The 18,545-nt window shown below is 73.1% G+C and carries 18 protein-coding genes; 8 read left to right on the top strand and 10 right to left on the bottom strand.

The features are described from left to right. Positions 1-68: 68 nt before the first annotated feature. Positions 69-770, bottom strand: a complete 702-nt coding sequence (locus ABZT87_RS14315; protein WP_355135931.1) for a hypothetical protein — start codon at positions 768-770, stop codon at positions 69-71. Positions 771-816: 46 nt separating this feature from the next. Next, the gene (locus ABZT87_RS14310) at positions 817-3,378 is read right to left on the bottom strand and encodes an FtsK/SpoIIIE domain-containing protein (protein ID WP_355135795.1); all 2,562 of its coding nucleotides are present in this window, start codon (positions 3,376-3,378) and stop codon (positions 817-819) included. 194 nt (positions 3,379-3,572) lie between these two features. On the opposite strand from ABZT87_RS14310, the gene ABZT87_RS14305 reads away from it, so the two are divergent. After that, complete coding sequence (locus tag ABZT87_RS14305) at positions 3,573-4,127, top strand: hypothetical protein (protein WP_355135929.1); 555 nt, start codon at positions 3,573-3,575, stop codon at positions 4,125-4,127. A gap of 3 nt (positions 4,128-4,130) precedes the next feature. Here the strand turns inward: ABZT87_RS14305 and ABZT87_RS14300 are convergent, their stop codons facing one another. The 7 genes from ABZT87_RS14300 to ABZT87_RS14270 are packed head-to-tail and all read right to left on the bottom strand — an operon-like array spanning position 4,131 to position 12,544. Continuing rightward, positions 4,131-4,730 carry a hypothetical protein gene (locus ABZT87_RS14300; protein ID WP_355135793.1) on the bottom strand — a complete coding sequence of 200 codons (600 nt, stop codon included), beginning with the start codon at positions 4,728-4,730 and terminating at the stop codon, positions 4,131-4,133. A gap of 13 nt (positions 4,731-4,743) precedes the next feature. Next, a complete protein-coding gene (locus tag ABZT87_RS14295) occupies positions 4,744-5,919 on the bottom strand; it encodes a M23 family metallopeptidase (protein WP_354861087.1) in 1,176 nt (391 codons plus the stop codon). Further along, positions 5,916-6,473, bottom strand: coding sequence for a hypothetical protein (locus ABZT87_RS14290; RefSeq protein ID WP_355135791.1), 558 nt, complete (start codon positions 6,471-6,473; stop codon positions 5,916-5,918). The genes ABZT87_RS14295 and ABZT87_RS14290 overlap by 4 nt, the downstream gene beginning before the upstream one ends. Then, on the bottom strand, positions 6,470-8,422 hold the full coding sequence (locus ABZT87_RS14285) for an MFS transporter (protein ID WP_355135789.1): 1,953 nt from the start codon (positions 8,420-8,422) through the stop codon (positions 6,470-6,472). Before ABZT87_RS14285 ends, ABZT87_RS14290 begins: the two co-directional genes overlap by 4 nt. A gap of 1 nt (position 8,423) precedes the next feature. Continuing rightward, positions 8,424-11,804 carry an ATP-binding protein gene (locus ABZT87_RS14280; protein ID WP_355135787.1) on the bottom strand — a complete coding sequence of 1,127 codons (3,381 nt, stop codon included), beginning with the start codon at positions 11,802-11,804 and terminating at the stop codon, positions 8,424-8,426. A gap of 49 nt (positions 11,805-11,853) precedes the next feature. Further along, positions 11,854-12,216 carry a hypothetical protein gene (locus tag ABZT87_RS14275; RefSeq protein WP_007466101.1) on the bottom strand — a complete coding sequence of 121 codons (363 nt, stop codon included), beginning with the start codon at positions 12,214-12,216 and terminating at the stop codon, positions 11,854-11,856. Between the two features lie 13 nt (positions 12,217-12,229). Beyond that, positions 12,230-12,544 (bottom strand): hypothetical protein, encoded by a 315-nt coding sequence (locus ABZT87_RS14270; RefSeq protein ID WP_030327982.1) that lies wholly within the window; start codon positions 12,542-12,544, stop codon positions 12,230-12,232. 345 nt (positions 12,545-12,889) lie between these two features. On the opposite strand from ABZT87_RS14270, the gene folP reads away from it, so the two are divergent. The 7 genes from folP to ABZT87_RS14235 all read left to right on the top strand — a co-directional run bounded on the left by folP (position 12,890) and on the right by ABZT87_RS14235 (position 17,485). Then, positions 12,890-13,789: a dihydropteroate synthase gene (gene folP / locus ABZT87_RS14265; protein ID WP_355135785.1), complete on the top strand. Its 900-nt coding sequence runs from the start codon at positions 12,890-12,892 to the stop codon at positions 13,787-13,789. Continuing rightward, complete coding sequence (gene folB / locus ABZT87_RS14260; RefSeq protein ID WP_355135783.1) at positions 13,786-14,151, top strand: dihydroneopterin aldolase; 366 nt, start codon at positions 13,786-13,788, stop codon at positions 14,149-14,151. The genes folP and folB overlap by 4 nt, the downstream gene beginning before the upstream one ends. Further along, the gene (gene folK, locus ABZT87_RS14255; RefSeq protein WP_355064943.1) at positions 14,148-14,675 is read left to right on the top strand and encodes a 2-amino-4-hydroxy-6-hydroxymethyldihydropteridine diphosphokinase; all 528 of its coding nucleotides are present in this window, start codon (positions 14,148-14,150) and stop codon (positions 14,673-14,675) included. The genes folB and folK overlap by 4 nt, the downstream gene beginning before the upstream one ends. 19 nt (positions 14,676-14,694) lie before the next feature. Continuing rightward, positions 14,695-15,234: a DUF3180 domain-containing protein gene (locus ABZT87_RS14250; protein WP_355135781.1), complete on the top strand. Its 540-nt coding sequence runs from the start codon at positions 14,695-14,697 to the stop codon at positions 15,232-15,234. 118 nt (positions 15,235-15,352) lie between these two features. Then, a complete protein-coding gene (locus ABZT87_RS14245; protein ID WP_355135779.1) occupies positions 15,353-16,567 on the top strand; it encodes an ABC transporter permease in 1,215 nt (404 codons plus the stop codon). 52 nt (positions 16,568-16,619) lie between these two features. Further along, complete coding sequence (locus ABZT87_RS14240; protein WP_234587453.1) at positions 16,620-16,928, top strand: hypothetical protein; 309 nt, start codon at positions 16,620-16,622, stop codon at positions 16,926-16,928. 56 nt (positions 16,929-16,984) lie between these two features. Further along, positions 16,985-17,485, top strand: a complete 501-nt coding sequence (locus ABZT87_RS14235) for a hypothetical protein (protein ID WP_354861103.1) — start codon at positions 16,985-16,987, stop codon at positions 17,483-17,485. 53 nt (positions 17,486-17,538) lie between these two features. Here ABZT87_RS14235 and ABZT87_RS14230 read toward each other — a convergent pair whose 3' ends face one another. Further along, the gene (locus tag ABZT87_RS14230) at positions 17,539-18,543 is read right to left on the bottom strand and encodes an ABC transporter ATP-binding protein (protein ID WP_354861105.1); all 1,005 of its coding nucleotides are present in this window, start codon (positions 18,541-18,543) and stop codon (positions 17,539-17,541) included. Positions 18,544-18,545 lie beyond the last annotated feature (2 nt).

Below are 18,545 nucleotides of genomic sequence, written 5' to 3'. Positions count from 1 at the left end.
ACGGCCGGCTGTCGCGTCTTGAGGGTGGCCGGCCGTCGCGTCTGCGGGGTGGTCAGCCGGTCAGCCGGTCAGCCGGCCAGCAGGGCCAGGAGCAGGCCGGCCGTGACCAGCACCGCCGGCACCAGGCAGACCAGCGCACCGAGGCGCACCGTCCGGTCCAGCCGCTCGCCGGGGCTCGCCTGGAACAGCCGACCGACACCCACCCAGCCGACCACGAAGGCGACCGCCGGCATCGGAAGCCCAGCGATCAGGGCCGTCACGCTGGCCGGGCCCGTACCCGTCGTCGCGTACACGATGACCTGGATCAGCGGCACCAGCAGCGCCAACGGCCCGTACACCAGGAGGTTGCGGGCCCGCGTGGGCCAGGAGGCCGGTCGGAGGCCGCGACGCGCGGCCAACGCCGCGTCCGCGGCCTCGGCCCGACCCCGCGCGGCCCGCAGCGCCGCCAGTACGGCGGCCGGGCCGCCGACCATCGACCGGGCCGCCTCGGTCAGCTCCGGCGGCGACGGCACCAGCGAGATCGCCGGTACGCCTCGCTCCCGCAGCCGCTCCTGCTGACTCGCCAGCCCGGCACGCACGACCGTCAGTTCCTCCCGGGCGGCCTCCGCCGAGCGGGCCTGCTCACCGGCGGCGGCAGCCGCGCCGCGCCGGACCGCATCCAGTTGCCGCGCCGCCGCCAGGTACTCGGCCCAGCCGCTGACGGGTTCCACGGCCGCCGGCGTGCCATCGCCGTCCGCCCCGGCGGTCCGCTGCCGCCCCGGCCCGGTCACCGTAACGTTCGACCCCACACCGACACCTCCCGCGTGCACCGCCCGCTCACCCCACCTTGTCGGCGAACGGCACCAGGACCGTGCCCCGCTCGTCCGGACCGTCCCACAGCGCCGCCCGGTCCGGGTGTGCCCGCCACTGGACCGGCCGGCCGAAGACGGCGGCGAGCTGCGCCGCCGGCACGTCCAGCACCACGACGGCGGCGAGCTTGTCGACCTCGCCGTCCGGCTCCAGCAGCGCGGCGAACGGCGGCACCGCCCGCCACCAGCCCAGCAGGTGCCGGCCCGCCGGCGGCCCGTCCCGCAGCAGCGCGCGCAACCGGTCGGCCGGCAACTCCCGTGGCCCGGGCCGATCCAACCCGAAGACCACCAGGTACGTCGGCAGCTCCCCATCGGTGTCCGCGAGCAGCGTCGGCACGTCCACCAGGCACGCCGGATGGCGGGCGGCCAGCTCGGCCGTCAACGCCTCCGCCAGGGGGCGTGCCCCCTGGTCCGGCGCGGCCACCAGGAACCGGGCGGTGCCCGGCGGATGATGAGCCGCGGTGCTCCGGGCCGCCGTCGCCAACAGGCCACCCGCCGCCGGCCCCGAGCCCAGCACCGCGAGGTTGCGCCCGGCCGCCGGCCCCATCGGAACGGCAACCGTCGTACGGGCCACGTCCACCGCCCGGCCGAGCAGAGCGGCCGGTCCGTGTGCCTGGCCCGCCAGAGCCGCCCGGTGACGCGGATCGTTGCTCAGCAGCGGGCGAGCGTAACCGGCGAACACCACCGGCGGCGCCGACCCGGCCGGCCGGGCCGCCCACAGCTCGTGCCGCAGTTGCTCGACGACCTCCGGATGGTCCAGCGGATCCGGGTGCCGGATCAACCGCTCGTGGCCACGGATCGCGCCCTGGGGACCACCGAGCCCTCCGGCGGTGTTCACCACCGCGCTGCCCACCGGCAGCCCCGCGGCCGAGTCGTTGGTCGGCTCCAGCACCGGGCCGCCGCCCGGCAACGCCACCCGCACCGGGAACTGTCCGAGAACCGAATCCCGGTGCCCGGCGTCCGCGCGGCCACTCAATCCCAGCTCGCCCGCGCCGGCCAGCACCAGGTGTACGCCGTACGCCCGACCGGCGCGCGCCAGCCCATCCACCTGCGCGGTCAGCTCGGCGGCCAGCCGATCCCGCTCGGCGAAGAGCAGCGGCACATTGTCCACCACACAGACGATGCGGGGCAGCGAGCGGTGCTGGCGCAGCTCCGCGAAGCGCTGCCCACCGGCCCGCCCGGCGGCCTCCGCGCGGCGTTGCACCTCGGCCGTCAGCTGGTCGAGCAGGTCCCGGACGTACTCCCGGTCGGCGGCCATGGCCGCGGCCCGCACCTGCGGGATCCAGGAGCGGTCCCGCTCGGTCTGCAGAAACTCCACGAACGACTCACCGTCGCCCAGATCCGCCAGGTAGAGCGCCAGGTCGTCCGGGCCGTACCGGGCGGCGAGCCCCAGCAGCGCGGTGGTCAGGAACGCCGCACGTCCCGCCCCGGACCGGCCACTGACCAACCAGTGCGGGGTCAACTCGGTGAAGCCCAGCGGCACCGGCCGGCCCCCGGCGTCACCCACCATCGTGGTGAGGCTGTCCGAGGAGTCCGCCTCCCAGAGCCGCTCACCCGTCGCCGGCAGGAGATCGGCCAGTGCCAACCGGGAGCCCGCCTCCACCTGGGCGGCGAGCCGTCGACAGACCGCGTCGACGAGATCCGCCGGCGGGTCCGTCTCCACGAAGACCGGTGAGTTCAACCCGCCCGGTGGCTCGGCTCCGGGGCCCGCGAACGACGCCCCCGGCGGGTCGCCGAGCAGCGCGTACGCGTTGCGCAGCACCAGTGAGGTGGCCTGCGGCAACGGTGCCCGGGACGCGTACGGGCCCGGTGGCGGCCAACCGGCCACCACCAGGTGCAGGCCGGCCGTGGGCCCCTGCTCGGCCAGCGCCTCGATCCGCGCCAGGTCGGTCGGACCGGTCAGCTCCGGCAACGCGGCGACCACCAGCAGCAGGGTGCGGTCGTGGCGACGACGCCCGCTCGCACCCGGGGTCACCCACTGCTCCGCCTCCGTCAACACCGCCCGCAGACCCGCCACGTCCACCGCCGGTGGCGGCAGCAGCCCGGCATCGGCCAGCGCGCCGAACGGCGTGAGCACCGCACCCGTGGCGTCCACCGCGCGCACCAGCAGCGCCCCGGCGGGCGCCCCGCCCAGCAACCGCAGCAGCACGGCCCTCAGCAGCCCCGCCACCCGGGGCTCCCGCGCATCGGTGTCCACACTCAGGTGCCCGGCCCCGATCAACGGCACGAGTGCGGGGAAACGGGCGTCATCCAACGGCGCCGCCGTACCCACCCGCACGAAGGGCGGCGGGCCGTCACCCGCCGGAGAATCCACGGTGAGCGAGTCCAGATTGGCGCCCGACCAGCCCGGGGCCAGCCGCGCGGCAACCACCCGCAGTCGGTCGGCCAACTCGTACTGGCGGCGCTGATCCGCGGGGGCCGGTCGAGTCTCGTCGAGGATGCCGGCGGCGGCGGTCACGACAGCTGCGGCCCGGCGGTGCAGCGCCGCCGCTCGGTTCGTGCGTGCCTTCGGACCGGCCACCGTGTCCACCCCCTCACCCGAGGTTGGCAACCCCTCCCCGAGCAGTGACGGTATCCCAGCCGGAGCCGCTCCTCCGGGAGGTACCGCGGTGGTGCGCCGGTGTTGTCGCGGATCTCACCGGTGGGGAGGGGTCCGTCACGATCCGCTGGATCTGAGGCATTGGCTCCGGGCCGTCCAGCCGTTAACTTCAGGAGGTGGAATCAGTGCAGCCCCCCGCCGGTTCCCAGGTCTCCCGCGTACCGGCCCAACGGACCCCGTCCGAGCAGCTGCCGCCGGCCCCGCCAGCGCCGGCGCCACAACCGCGCCGCCGCCGACTGCGTACGGTGCTCACCGTGGTCGGTGGGGTGCTCGCCCTGCTCTGCCTCGGCGCTGTGGCGACGGGGTACGTGCTGTACAACCGCGCGGCCGCCCCCGACCGCAGCGCCCCCGACGTCGTCGTCGTCAACTACCTACAGGCAGCGCTTGTGTCTCGCGAGCCCAACAGGGCCAGGCTATTCACCTGTGACGGTGTAGTTCCGGAGCTGGATGAGTTCGGTGCACAAGTGGTCCGCCGAGAACAAGAGCTCGACGTGTCATTTTCAATCAACATCGAAGGTGTTGCGGTCTCCAAAGTCAGTCCGAGTGACGCCTCGGTCGTCGCTGTTATCCGCCGCAGCGCATCAATCGACGGAGTCCAACAAAGTCTGGCTGACACTTGGCGGTTCGATGTCCAAGACAGAGATGGCTGGCGTGTATGCGCCGGTACGAAGGTCAGCTAGTCGTCATTCGATCCACAACAGATGGACTGGTACCTCCAGGGTGGTGGGTGACTGGCCGCGCCAGGCCCAGCGGTACCACTCCACTTCGGGCGTGATCCGCACGCAGATGTCGCCTTCGGCGCCCGAGTAGGTCTCGGTGACGGCCCGCATGTCCCGGTGTTCCAGCCCACCCTCGACGTGCACCACCCGGCGTCCGGTGACCGCGTCCGCCTCGAAGACGGGCGTGGGGGACCGATGGGACGGCCCGTCCAACGAGACCAGCCGGATTCCGGTGTCCCGGGTGCCCCCCGATCCGGGCCGTTCGCCGACCGTCTCCACCCAGACCCGCTCCACCGGCACCAGCGGCGCGAACACCTCGACCTGGTCGGCCTCGGCCCGGTACCACTCGTGCTCGGGGATGACCGGCACGTAGGTCCGGGCACCCTGCACGACGCGGTCGTCCGCGCGCAGGTCGCCTCGCCAGCCCAGCCCGGGCAGACCGACCAGCACCCGCTGCCCGCGTAGCTCCACGCGTCCGGTCGCGGGCACGATGGTCAGTGGGCGGGGCGGCCGGGGTGCCCAGTCGGGCTGGTCGGCGAACGGGTCCGGCATCGGTCCGGTCATGCCCGTGACAGCCTCACTCCGCGCCGCGCAGCGGTGCGCCCCGCTCGCGCATGAACGGAATCGGGTCGACCGCGCCCCGGCTGGACCGGTCGTTGCGCAGGTGCACCTCGAAGTGCAGGTGCGGGCCGGACGAGTTACCGCTGCTGCCCACCTGCCCGATCACCTCGCCGGCCGGCACGATCTGATCGGGTGCGACCCGGGGATGGACCACCATGTGGCAGTACCGGGTGATGTAGCCACCGGCGTGCAGGATGTCGACGAACCAACCACAGCCGCCCTTGCCGGGGTACCCGTCCACGTCGCAGCTTCGCCGTCCACGATTGTCCGGGTCGCAGCGGGCTACCAGCACCCGCCCGGCGGCCGCGGCGCGGATCTCGGTGCCCTTGGCCGCTCCGATGTCGACACCGTTGTGGCTGGGTCGCTCGGCGGTCCGGAAGCCGGAGCCGACGTCACCGGAGATCGGCGCGGTCCAGCCGGAGGCGGCGATCTGGCCGCGCTCGGCTGCGTCGCACACCGCCTTGCCGTTGATCTCGACGGTGCGGGCCGCGCCACCGGCCAGCGCGTCCACGATCTTGCTGGCCAGTTCCTCGTGCTTGGCGTACGCGTCCGGATAGGCGCTGATCTGCACCTGCTGGGCCACGACGGTCAGCGGTCGGCGCTGCCAGCTGCGTACCTTCACGAGCTTTTCGTAGAACTTCCGGGCCGTGTACGCGGGAGTCATCCGCTCGGCGACCGAGCCCCATCCCGGCCGCTGCTGGAACAGACCCAATGAGTCGTGGTCCGCGCCGACGCCCTCGTGCGGCAGGGCGAGAGAGGCGGGCACCCCGGTGTTCGCCAGATTACGCAGCGCGGACTCCTGCATCGCGGTGGCCAGGGCGATCACCCAGCCACGCGAGGGCACCCCCATGTCCTGACCGACCTTGATGATGATCGCCGCGTTGCGGATCTGCGCGTCGCCATACTCGGCAAACCGGGGCAGTTCGCCGGCGATGTCCACCGGACGCACGGGTCCGCAGCCCCAACCTGCCAGGGCGTCCCCGTCCTGCGCGTCGCCGCCGAGACCGCTGAGAAAGAACGCCGCGGTGCCTCCGGTGCAGCAGAGCAGGAGCAGCACCCCGGTGAGCACGGAGGCGATCACGCCGACCCGAATCGGGCGGCGAAGAGCACGGCCTGCTCGGCCGGCGGTCACTGTCGCTCCCAGTCCACAACGTCGACCAGCCAACCCTCGTCCGCCACCACCAGCTCCAACCGGAGCCGCCCGGTGTCGAGCGGTAGCAGCACCTCGACGAACGTGTCGGTACGCGATCGCACCGATGGTGGGCCGGTCACCTCCTCGGCCGGCACTCCGCCGGGCTCGGCGCCGGCCAGCTTCTCGGTCAGCGCCGGCGTCGACAACGGCCGCAGGCCGGCCTGCCACTGTTCTGCCGTCATTCCGGGTCGGCCGAGCCAGGCGGAGGCGAACCGGTCGGCGGTCTGCTCCGGCGTGCGGGCGCCGGGCCGGGTGACCGGCGACGGCGGAGCCTCGGTGGAGGTCACCCCGTCGTCACCGGCCGTCGGGTCGACGGTGGTGATCGGCCGGTTCGGTCGGCTGCTCAAGCCGTCCGCCGGGTCCATCGGGCCGGACGCGAGGCGGGCCGCCCCGATCACCCCGAAGACCAGTACCGCGATCACCACCGCCACTCCCAGTCGGGACCGCAGCGCCCGGGTGAAGAGGAATTCCAGGGCCCGTCGCATCGCGGTCACCGAGCCTCTGAGCGCACCCGCGGTCCGGTGCGGTCCGGCGCACGTTCGGTGGAGCCGGGCCGGTAGACCACGAACGACGGGTTCTCCGACGGCACGTCCGGTTCGGTCCAGGTCGCCGGCTGCCGTCGACGGGGCTGCGGTGGCACCGGACGACCTCGGTTGCCGGTCTCCTTCGTCGGCGCCTCATCGGCGCGTTCCTGACCGTCCGGTCGACCGTCGCTGGCGCCTCGGCCCGCGACCGGGGTTGGCGTCGGCGTCGGGGCCGGGTCTTCCCGGCGTGCCTCCGGGCGCAGCCGGGTCTGCTCGGCGTCCGGCGACCGGCGGCGTCCGCCCACCGGTTCCATCGTGCCCCCGGGCTCGGCCACGTCGAGCCGAGCCGCCGTCCGCATGTCCCGGAAAAACCGGCGGTGCCAGGACCCCGCCGAGCTGACCGCCTCGCTGCTGTCCTTACCGCCGAGCTGGGTGATCCGCCGGTACGGCCGCAGCAGCAGCCAGCCGACCACTCCGCACAACCACACCAGCACCACCTGGAGCCAGCCGGGCAGCGTGGGCGTACTCATGATCAAATCGACCGCGAACAGGTAGATAGCGGCGCCGGTGCCGAAGATGGCGATGTTGAAGATCGCGGCGACCACGGCGTTCGCGAGCCGCCGCAGGCCGGCACTGGCCGGACGGAGCAACCCCACCGTGCCCAGGATGGGTGCCGCGATCACCGCCCATCGGAAGATCAGGAAGCCCAGCAGGACCAGCAGCGACGCGGTCAGGTCGAACATGGCGAACAGGACCGAGGCCAGCACCGCGATGAACCCGGCCCCGACCCGGTCCATGTCCCGGACACCCTGGAGGTATTCGTACGCCTCCGGGTCCTCGGTCTGGATCTGCTCGGCCACCCGCGCCCACTGCTGCTGCTTGGCCTTGATCGTCGCCTCCCGGGTGGCCGGGTTGGCGCGCATGGACTGTGCTTCGCCCCAGGTCAGAGATCGCGCGTCGTACAGCGCCGGACCGTACTTGCGGGCCGTCTCGCTGTCCGCTGATCCGAGGACTCCCCGGACCCAGTTCCGATAGAGCATGGTCTCGGTAGCGGTGTCGCTCGCGCGGACGGCCGGAGTTCTGAGGTCTTTGCAGCGATCTGGATCGATGCATCGTCCGGGTGCGGGTTCCTTCGCTTGCGGGCCCACCGCGTCGTGCACCACCCCGAGGCTGGTGACAAGCGCGCCGTCCGCGATGTTCGCTGATTTCACCGGCCAGGCGGCGAGCGCGGTGACCGCGACCATCACCAACAAGGCCCAGCCGGCGGTGGTCATGGCGTTGCTCATGTCGGACTGGCGAGATCGCCAGAGCAGATAGAGCCCCACCACGCACAGGGTGACGATCCCGAAGACGCTGAACACCTTCTCGTAGACGGCCTTGGTCGCCTTCTCGACCAGCGGGTCGGCCCAGCCCCACATCGAGCCGGGATCCCAGGCGCGTTCTCTGAGCGCGTTCGACGCACCGATGATCGCCGTGGCGACCATGAACTCGCCGTTTGCGACAGTCGTGGTGAACTTGTAATCCGGATGCAGCACGCTCGACGCGCATCCGCCGTCGATGTCGTAGGTGTTGTAGCTGTAACCCGCGTATCCGTAGAGGCTGTACCGACCGGCTACTCCGTTCGCCGCCTCAGCCGGGGGCGCGGCGGCGAACCAGCCGGCGAGGCCGGAGTCCGGCGTGCCCGGGGTCGGCGCGTTACGGCACTTGACCTCGTCCTCGCTGACCGCCTGGAGCTTCCCTACGCAGGCCCGGAAGTCCGCTTGCCATTCGGCCGTCGTGCAGAGGTCGGCTCGGGCCTGGGCGACCGGTGGCGCGGCTGCGGCCGCCTCCGCGCCGAGCAGCGGCCAGCTGAGGGTGGCCCCGGCCAGCACGCCGAGCGCGAGCAGGAACGACGCGATCCGTGCCCGGGGCCCAGCCATGTCACGCCTCCAGATCCGGCAGGGAGATGCTCGGCAGGACTCCGGCCGCCGCGGCGATCGCGGCGGGCGTCGTGTCGAGGTGGTCCAGCAGGCCGTCGACGTACGAGACGTCGACGCGGACCTTCTGCACCCGACCGTCGACGTCGCGCATCACGAACTCCCGGAAGCCGAGGCGGTCGGCCGAGTTGGTGTCGGCGGCGGAGAGCGAGGCCAGGGTGGCCTCGTACCCGTCGTTGACCGGCACCCGCAGCAGCCGAAGCGCTTCGGAGGCGATCTCGGCGTCCTCGGCGATCCGGCCGACGAAGACGGTGGAGACCAGGTTCTGCACGTCGAGGCCGAGGATGTCGCGGGGGTTCTGCGAGGCGACCAGCGCCGCGAGGTTCCACTTTCGGGAGTCCCGGGCGAGCCGGACCAGGAACGAGCGGCCCGACCGCCAGCCCTCCATGAAGTGCGCCTCGTCGAGGCCGACGAGCTTTCGGGACGACATCGACCCGCCGTAGCAGCGGCGGACGGCGAGCCGGTGCGCGGTGTGCAGCATCGGCAGGGCGAGGGCCTCCTCGGCCGACCAGTACTCTCGTTCGATCTTCAGGTCGGGCAATCGGAGCCCGGCCATCGTGATCACGGTGAGCGCCGCGTCGGCACCGAGCAGACCCTCCGGCGGCCGACCGAAGAAGAGCATGGCCAGCGGCATCTCGGCGGTGTCCAGGAGCAGGTTCGCCAGCTCCTTGCCGGCGTCGTCGTCGAGCCGGCCGAGGCAGCTCACCACGTCGTCCAGGGTGGACGTCTCCTCGGCGGGGACCTGCCGGACGGCGTGCCGGAACAGGGTGGCGGTCGACGCCTCGCGGGCCACCTGCGGCGGCACGAGCATCATGCAGATGTCCTGGACCAGCATGCGCCGCTCGGCCCGGGCGTTGGAGACCGCGATCTCGAACTCGCGGTCACCGGGGGCGCCGGTGGCGAACTCACTGCGCAGTGGCGTCGGGATGAGCGAGTAGGGCGCCAGGGTGCCGTGCTCCGACCCGGTCAGGTTCAACACCCGGGAGTACGGCCGCAGCTCGGGCATGGCGCAGAGCCGGGCCAGCGGCCCGGACGGGTCGAGCAGGGTCACCTGGACCCCTCGTCGGGCGGCGAGATAGCCCAGCGCGCCGAGCAGGGTGGACTTGCCACCGCCCGGCTCGGCCACGAAGACCGCGAGCCCGGAGCGTTCGCGTACCTCCATGGGGAAGTGCAGGTCGAGGAAGACCGGGCGGCGGCAGGTGCCGGCGGTACGCCCGATGAGGTCGCCCCGGCGGTCACCGACGGTGGACGCGGCCTGGGGAAGCGCGGCAGCGAGCAGCGGGACCGGCATCCGGCGGACGTAGCCGGTGTTGGCGATGGGCTCGCCGGGGATGAACTCGCGAGCCAGCCAGTCCTGGTTCTTCGGGTGCTGCAGGGAGATGCGCAGCTCCCGGGAGTAGAGCTGGATGAGCCGCCGGGCCCGCTCCAGGCACTCCTCCCTGGTCCGGCCGCCGACCGCGATCCGGTGCCAGCCGTGGGCGCGGGCCGAGTCGACGGGCAGCCCGGTGGTCATCTCGTCGCCGATCACCAGCGCCCGCTTGGCGAGGCGTTCCAGCTCCGGTGGCGCGTCGATGCCGTGCTCGGCGTAGTCGAGCTGCTGGGAGCGGATCATCCGCAGCCGGTGTTCGAGATTGCGGAACGAGTCGCCGGAACCGAGGATGTCGACCCGGGTGGAGATCTCCATCGGCCAGGGCAGTCGCTCGTGGAAGTGCAGCCAGGGCTCGTGCCGTTCCGGGATCTCCAGCGGCTCCATCCGGCCGACGGCGAGCACTGCCACGTGCCGTTCCTCGCCGGTCATCCGGTTGACCAGTTTCACGGTCGAGCCGTACGGGGTGCGGTAGCGCTCGACCTGCTCGGTCAGGGCGAGCAGGTCACCGCGCTCCCAGCGGCCGTCGGTCACCGGGGAGAGCCGGCCCGGGGGCGCCATGCACAGCGCCACCGAGCGGTAGAGCAGCCACTCCAGCTCCTGGGCGGTGACACGTCGGCCGCGCATGCCGAACGCGCCGAGAACCTCGTCGAACTGTTCCACGGTGCGGCCCAGTTTGCGGCGCTCACCATCGGCGGTGCCCCGGCCGAAGGTGCGGAGCAGGCGTTCGGTCATGGAGTCGCCGAGGGAGCGGCGGGCGAAGGTGACGCCCAGGTAGGTCTGCCCCTCGGCGTGGTTGACGGCCATGAGGTGCCGCTGGGCGGCGACCAGGTGGTCCGCCCAGCCGGTGGTGCCGGCGACGTCGGGCAGCGGTGCCGGCGTGTGCGCGTCGATGGTGCGCGCCCACTCGTCGGCGGGGAACGGTCGGGTGGTCCGGCGCAGGTGCAGCCGGAAACCGGCCAGGCCCGCGTATTGCTCGGAGATCGCCGACAGCAGCGCCTCACGCTCGGCGTCCGGGCGGAAGGCCCAGCGGACCTCGGGCAGCCAGTACCAGGCGGTGACCGTGTTGGGGGTGAAGGTCAGGTGGCCGGCGATCTCGGTGATGGCCAGCTCGACCGACGGATCCCGGTCTCCGAATTTGATCTTCGGGGCGCGGACCCGGGCCGGCTTGATCGGCCGGTCCTGGTTGCTCGCGGCCCGCTGGCGGGGTGGCGCGACCTCTTTCCCGGCCCCCTTGGGTCGCTCCGACCCGGGGCGGCGCGGCGCCCGCTCCAGGGCCGGCCGGTCGCTCGGGGCGGCGGTGGCCGGCCGTTCCGCCGGCGCGATGTGACGCTGCACCGATGCCGTCGGTGGGACGACGGGTGCGGCGCTGGACGTCCGGGGTGCCGGGCCGGTGGCCATCGACGCGGACGCGCCTGCGGCGGTCGGCTCGGGGTCGTCCGAGGGGTACCGCATCGGGCGTCGGTCGCCCGCCTGATGCGGCACCCGGGATTCACCGGCCGGGTAGGCGTCCGCCCGTCGTGGCTCGACGGCCTGTCGGTCGCTGGTGGACCGGTCGTCGGGCGTCCACGGTGGCTCCAACTCGGGCGCCGGTCGGGCCGGGGTCGGGGCGACCGGTGGCGGCTGCTGCGGGACCGTTGGCTGGCTCCGGGTCGCGGGGCCAGCCGTCACGGCCCGTGGACCACCAGGTCGCGCGCCACCGAACAGGTCCAGAAACGGCGAGTCGATGTCGGCGTTCTCGCCTGCCGAGACCGCGCTGGGCTCGGCGGGCGGCGTCCGGCGGGTGACCGGCCGAGGTGCCTGGAACACACCGACCGCGCCGTGGCCGGGCGAGGTCACCAGCGCGGGGTCGAGCGCCACCTCGTCCTCGGCCTCGGGGTAATCGAATGACTGCGCACGGTGACTGGCCGGCACGGCCGGGCGGCCGGCCGGGGAACCCGGCGTGGAAGAGCGACTCATGCGACCGCCTCACCCGCGTCGTGCAACAGACCGCTCGGCGTACGCCCGGTCATGCCAGCTCCTCCCGGATCCTGATCCGGCTGCCGACCAGACGCGGGTCGCGCTGCTCGATCGCCGGCTCCCGGGTACGTCGCCAGTCGGTCAGCGCGGTGCGGATGACCACCCGCGCCGGCCGGTCGGGGTCGACGTGCCGGAAGATGAACGACGTGGTCACGATGGCGAGCGCGATCTCCCAGGCTGGGAAGAGTTCGACAGTCAACGTGAACAGCCAGTGGATGAACATGTAGAGGGGGACGAGCAGCATGAAGAGCCCGTACTGGGCGTAGGGCAGGTGGACCGGAAGGGTGTAGCCGGGCGGCCCGAGGTAGACCAGGCGGGCCCGGTAGATGTCGTCGTCGGTGCGTAGCCGCATCTGGTGAACGCGCCTATTCGAAGATCAGGTCGATCAGGTAATCGCCGACGAAGAAGAGTGTGGCCGCGCCGGCGATGAAGGCCAGCCCGACGATGGCGATCGCGGAGCTGGTCAGGACCTTGGAGATCTCGCCGCGGCTGGCGCGACCGATGAAGATGACGCCCAGGACGGCGAGCAGGATCGGCGCGATCTTGCTGGCGAAGAAGGTGACGACACTGTTGGTGTCGATCCCCTTCGGTGCCGGCTCCGCGAGTGGAGCCGACGCCAGGGTGGAGAGCGCGTGGGCGACGCCGGAAGACGCCGTCTCCATGAGCTCGAAGGCGATCACTGGAACCTCCCCATAGCGCGGCCGGCGGTGCCGCAGCGGTGCAATGGACGAGCCTGGCGGGAAATGTGCTCCACAGGGCGCAGCGTTCTTGACCCTGCGTTCGTTACTCACCACGGAGGGTGGCGAGGTTTGGGCGTTTTCCCCCGCTTCGGCCCTCCCTCCAAGCTTCGCCATCTCGATGCTGGCCAATTCCAAAGCGTACGGGCCGCCCCGGATTGCGACAAGCCGCGAAGGGACTGCCTGCTGCTGCCCGGATGACCGATCGTACACCTGTTCTAACGAGCACGTCAGGGGTGGTCGACCCGGGCCGCCGGGTACCGCCACCACGACCGGTACCGTCTAGTCGTGACCGATCTGGTACGGGCTCCGGGCCCGGTGGTGATGGGCGTCCTCAACGTCACGCCGGACTCCTTCTCCGACGGCGGACGGTACGCCGACCTCGACGCGGCCGTCGGACACGGCGTCCGTCTGCGCGAGGCCGGGGCGCACCTGATCGACATCGGCGGTGAGTCGACCCGTCCCGGCGCCGAGCGGATCGACGCGGTGACGGAGGCCGAGCGGGTGCTGCCGGTCATCCGCGAGCTGACCGCCGCCGGTGTGCCGGTCAGCATCGACACCAGCCGGGCGCGCGTGGCCGAGGCCGCGTTGGGCGCCGGCGCGGCGGTGGTCAACGACGTCTCCGGCGGGTTGGCCGACCCCGACATGGCCCGCGTCGTCCGCGACGCCGGCTGCCCCTGGGTCCTGATGCACTGGCGGGGCCACTCCCGGCAGATGCGCGACCTGGCCAGCTACACCGACGTGGTGACCGATGTGCGGGGCGAGCTGGCCCAGCGGATCGACGAGGCGCTGGCCGCCGGGGTCCCGGCGGACCGCATCGTCATCGACCCCGGCCTCGGCTTCGCCAAGACGGCCGCCCACAACTGGGAGCTCAGCGCTCGCCTGCCGGAGCTGCTGGACCTCGGGTACCCGCTGCTCTTCGGCGCCAGCCGCAAGTCCTACCTCGGTCGACTCCTCGCCGGCGCCGACGGCACACCGCGACCCACCGCTCAGCGGGAGGCCGCCACCGTGGCCACCAGCGTGCTCGCCGTCGCGGCGGGCGCCTGGGGCGTACGCGTACACGACGTGCGCGCCACCGTGGACGCGCTCGCCGTCTGGGCCGCCACCGGCAGCCCGCGCCTGGTGCCAGCCAGCCCGGCTGGGCGGCCCGTACGAGCGGCCGCCGGCCGGCGAGAGGGAGACCGATGAGCGACCGGATCCAGTTGACCGGCCTGCGCGCCCGCGGCCGGCACGGGGTGTACGACTTCGAGCGGGCCCAGGGGCAGGACTTCGTGGTCGACGCCGTCCTGGAGTTGGACCTCGCCCCGGCGGCGGCCAGCGACGACGTCACCGCGACGGTCCACTACGGCGAGCTGGCCGAACGTCTGGTGGCGGTGGTGACCGGCGAGCCGGTCAACCTGATCGAGACCCTCGCCGGCCGGCTGATCGCCGTCTGCCTGGCCGACGAGCGGGTCCGCACCGCCACGGTCACCGTGCACAAGCCGGAGGCGCCGGTGCCGCACACGTTCACCGACGTGGCCGTCACGATGACCCGGACGCGTACCCGATGACCCGGGCCGTGCTCTCGCTCGGCAGCAACCTCGGCGACCGCCTGGAGCACCTGCGGACGGCCGTCACCACGCTCGGTGACACCGTGCTGGTGGTCTCCGGCGTGTACGAGACTCCACCGTGGGGGGACGCCGACCAGCCCGCGTACCTCAACGCGGTGCTGCTGGCCCAGGACGCCGCCGCCACGCCCCGCGACTGGCTGGAGCGGGCCCGGGCCGCGGAGCGCGCGGCCGGCCGGGTCCGTGACCCGCAGCGGCGGTTCGGGCCGCGCACCCTCGACGTGGACGTGATCGCGGTCTGGGGCGACGACGACGAGCCGGTGCTCAGCGACGAGGAGGAGCTGACCCTGCCGCACCCCCGCGCGCACCTGCGCGCGTTCGTGCTGCGACCGTGGATCGACATCCAGCCGTACGGGCGGCTGCCCGGCCACGGCTGGTTGACCGACCTGCTTACCGCCGGCCCGGTCGCCGACGACGCGCTGGAACTGCGTCCCCGGCCGGAACTGGCGTTAGAGTCGACGGCATGACCCAGTGGAGCCGGCCGGCATGACGCAGGCGAAGTCCCCACCACCGGGCGGGCCGGGCCCGGACCGGTCGCGGATGGGTCCCACCCGGATCTCGACCCTGGTCGTGGCCGCCCTGGGCGCGGCGGCGGTGGCCTGGCTGCTGATCAGCAGCCTCTACTACAGCGGCATCCCCCGTCTGCCGTGGCTGCCGGTGGTGACGCTTGCCGCGCTCGCGGTGCTGGAGGCGTACGCGGCCGTCAACACCCGCGGTCGCATCGAGCGCAAGCCCGGCCGGGATCCGGTGAACCCGTTGATGGTCGCCCGGTTCGTGGTGCTGGCCAAGGCGTCGGCGCTGGCCGGGGCCATCTTCGCCGGTTTCTACGCCGGGCTCAGCGGGTGGCTCTTCGTCGAGACCACCCGGGCCGCCATCGACGACCGGCCGGCCGCCGGGGGCGGGCTGCTGGCGTCCCTGGCGCTGGTGGGGGCCGCGCTCTGGCTGGAGCGGTCCTGCCGGGTCCCGGAGCGCCCCGACGACGAGCACGAGCCCGACCAGCGCCAGAGCCGTCCCGGCCAGCGCTGAGCAGGGGGTTACGCCTGGCTCCGGGCGCGGGTACGGTGCCTCCGATCGGAGAGCAACGGCCGCCCCCGATCCGTCCGTGCGCCGGACCGGGACGGCCGGCCACTGGGGAGGCGGTGCCATGGGGTACGAGGACACGGGCCGGGACCGGTCGGTCGAACCCTCGTCCGGGGTTCCTGTCGCCGTCCTGGAGAACGTCTTCGACGATCCCACCCACGGCGAGCCGGGCCGGGACCGCGTCGGTGTGCACATGTTGTGGGAATTCCTGCTGCTGGTCGGTCTCGCCGCCCTGGGCTGGCTGCTCTGGCGGGCCGACCCGGACACGCTGCGCGGCGCCGGTCTGCGTACGTTGCTGGTCGGCGCGGTCGGCCTCGGGCTGCTCGCTCTCGCCGCCGGGCTGAGCCTGCGCACCGCCGTCCCCAACCTGGCCGTCGGGCCGGTCGCGGTCGCCGCCGCGCTGCACTACGCGGAACAGGGCGATCGAGGGCTGGCGACGTCCGTGGGGTCGGCCGTCGTGGTCGCCGCGGTGGGCGGTCTCGTGTTGGCGCTGGCCGTGGTGGTGTTACAGGTGCCCGCCTGGGCGGCGAGCCTGGCCGCAGCGGCCGGAGTCGTGGTGTACATCGAACGTCGTTCGACGTCGATTCTGGTGCAGGGGGACTACGACCCGAGGCGTACGGCCGGCTACCTCTTCGCCGGGTTCGCCGCCGTCGCGGTTCTCGGCGGTCTGTTCGGCACGATCAGGTCGATCCGCCGGCTGGTGGGTCGGTACCGGCCGGTGGCCGACCCGGCCCGGCGCCGGGGCGCGCTGGCCGCCGTGGTCGCCGCCATCGCGCTGGTCGGTTCCACGGTGCTGGCCGCGCTCGCCGGTGTCCTGCTCGCCGCCAACGGCCCCGGGGCGGTCACGCCCACCTCCGGGCTGGACTGGACCGTCCTGGCCATCGGCGTGTCCCTGCTCGGCGGCACCAGCGCGTACGGCCGCCGTGGCGGGGTGTTCGGCACGGTGCTGGCGGTCGGCCTGGTCACCGTCTTCCAGGCGTACGCGCCGGAGCGCGACTGGACGGTGAGTCACTGGGCGCTCGGTGGCGTGGCGCTCGGCGTCGGGCTGCTGGTGACCCGGCTGGTCGAGACGTTCGGGCGGCCCCGGCCGGGCCACGTGGAGAAGATCGAGCCGGTCGGCGACGGCACGATCAGCACGGGATGGAACGTGCCCCGGCAACAGTCGGCCGACAACTGGCCTCCGACGCTGCCGACACCCCTCGCGCCGGAACCGGCCGACCCGTGGCGTGACCCCCGCTGGGAGACCGGCCCGCGGCACTGGGACGCCGACGACCGGTGAGCCGTGTCCCGTCCGCCGAGCCGGCGCTGATCTCGACCGTTAGGCTCGCCGCATGACCGACACACCTGCCGCCACCCCCGGCGGAACCTCGTTCGAGGAACTCGACGCGTTGTCCACGGAGGAGCTGCGGGAGCGGGCCTTCGCCCGGGCCCGGGAGCGTCGCGACGTGGGGTTCTACTGGTCGGTGCTGCGGCACCTGCCGAACGCGGACGAGGCCACGGTGCTGGACGGCGCGCCGAACTCGATCGGCCCGACCATCGACGAGGCGAACGCCTTGTGGCGGGAGCTGACCGGGCACGGCTACGAGGAGTCGGCGCCGCTGCTGCGGGCCGCCTTCATCGACTACCTGCTGAAGCACTGAGCCGTTCGGGGCAGCCCAGGTCCGCCCGGCCGGCCGGCACGGGACCTGGGCGGATCATGGGACTCGTCCGTACGGGCCCGGTCAGCGGCTACGGGACGGCCGCCGGCACCGGCGCGCTCGCCGTACTGCTGCTGGTCGGCATCTGTGGCAGCCCGGCGTACACCGGCTGGGCCGCCGCGACGCTTACCGACCCGGACTCGGCCGGCGGCTTCTACCTGCGCCTGCTCGCCTGGCCGGCCTGGCGGTTGGACGCGGACGGGCAGGCCGGCGGTCTGTTCGCCGCCGACCTGCGGGCCGTCGCGCTTGTGGTCCTCGCGGTGGCGCTGCTCTATCTGCTGCCCGCCGCGCAGGTGGCCCGGGTGCCCGGCCCGGTCAGCCAGTTCTTCTCCGGCTGGGCCGCGTACGTGCTGGCCGGCGGGCTCGCCGCCGTGCTGGCGGCGCTGCTCGGCCCGGACCCGTCGCTGCTGGCAGCACTGCGAGACGCCAGCAGCGGCGCCGGCTACGGCTTCCTCACCGGCTGGATCATCGGCACCGCGAGCCTCGGTGGTCGCGCCTGACCCGCGCGACCCATGTGGAACGGGTGCCGCCGCCGGGCCGGTCAGCGGCCGGGTCAGCCCGTCGAGCGGCCCAGGTCGAGCAGACGCTGGCGGCTGAGCGCGCCCACCGGGCGGCCGTCGTCGGTCACGACGAGCTGGTCCCGCCCCGACGTGAGCAGTACCGCCAGCGCGTCGTACGCCGTGCCGTCCAGCGCCACGGTGGGCAGATCCGCGGCGGCGCCTGGGGGCACCGGCTCCAGGGACTCCCGGTCGAGCGGGGTGACCGCCAGCCGGCGGATGCCCCGGTCGGCTCCGACGAATTCGCGGACGAACGGGGTGGCCGGTGCGCCGAGCAGGGCGGCCGGCGTGTCGTACTGCTCAAGGTGCCCGCCCTGAGAGAGCACGGCGATCCGGTCACCGAGCCGGACGGCTTCGTCGAGGTCGTGGGTGACCAGCACGATCGTCTTGCGGACCTCGGCCTGGAGGCGGAGGAACTCCTCCTGCAGGCGGGCCCGGACGATCGGGTCGACGGCCGAGAACGGCTCGTCCATCAGCAGCACCACCGGGTCCGCGGCGAGCGCGCGGGCCACGCCGACCCGCTGCCGCTGCCCACCCGACAGCTCGTGCGGATAGCGGCGGCCGAACTGGGCCGGGTCCAGACCGACCAGGTCGAGCAGCTCGTCGACGCGGGCCCGGGTCCGATCCCGGGACCAGCGCAGCAGACCCGGGACGGTCGCCACGTTCGCCCGGACCGTCTGGTGTGGAAAGAGGCCGACGTTCTGGATCACGTAGCCGATCCGGCGGCGTAGCCGCACCGGGTCGACGTCGGTGACGTCCTCGTCGCCGAGCATGATCCGCCCGGCCGTCGGCTCGATCAGACGGTTGACCATGCGGAGCACTGTCGACTTGCCGCAGCCGGACGGGCCGATCAGCACCACCAGCTCGCCGGCCTTGACGTCCAGGCTCAGGTCCCGCACGGCCTCGGTGCCGTTCGGGTAGCGCTTCTGGATGCCCTGCAGGGAGATCGACGCCGCGCGAGGGGATTCGGCCACGCTGGCGGCCTCCGGGGTAACGTCCACGT

It is taken from the genome of Micromonospora sp. NPDC005237 (genome assembly GCF_040607775.1).
Classification (GTDB): Bacteria; Actinomycetota; Actinomycetes; order Mycobacteriales; family Micromonosporaceae; genus Micromonospora.
The sequence above is the reverse complement of the archived record's forward strand: the minus strand, read 5'-3'. Positions and strand labels throughout refer to the sequence as shown.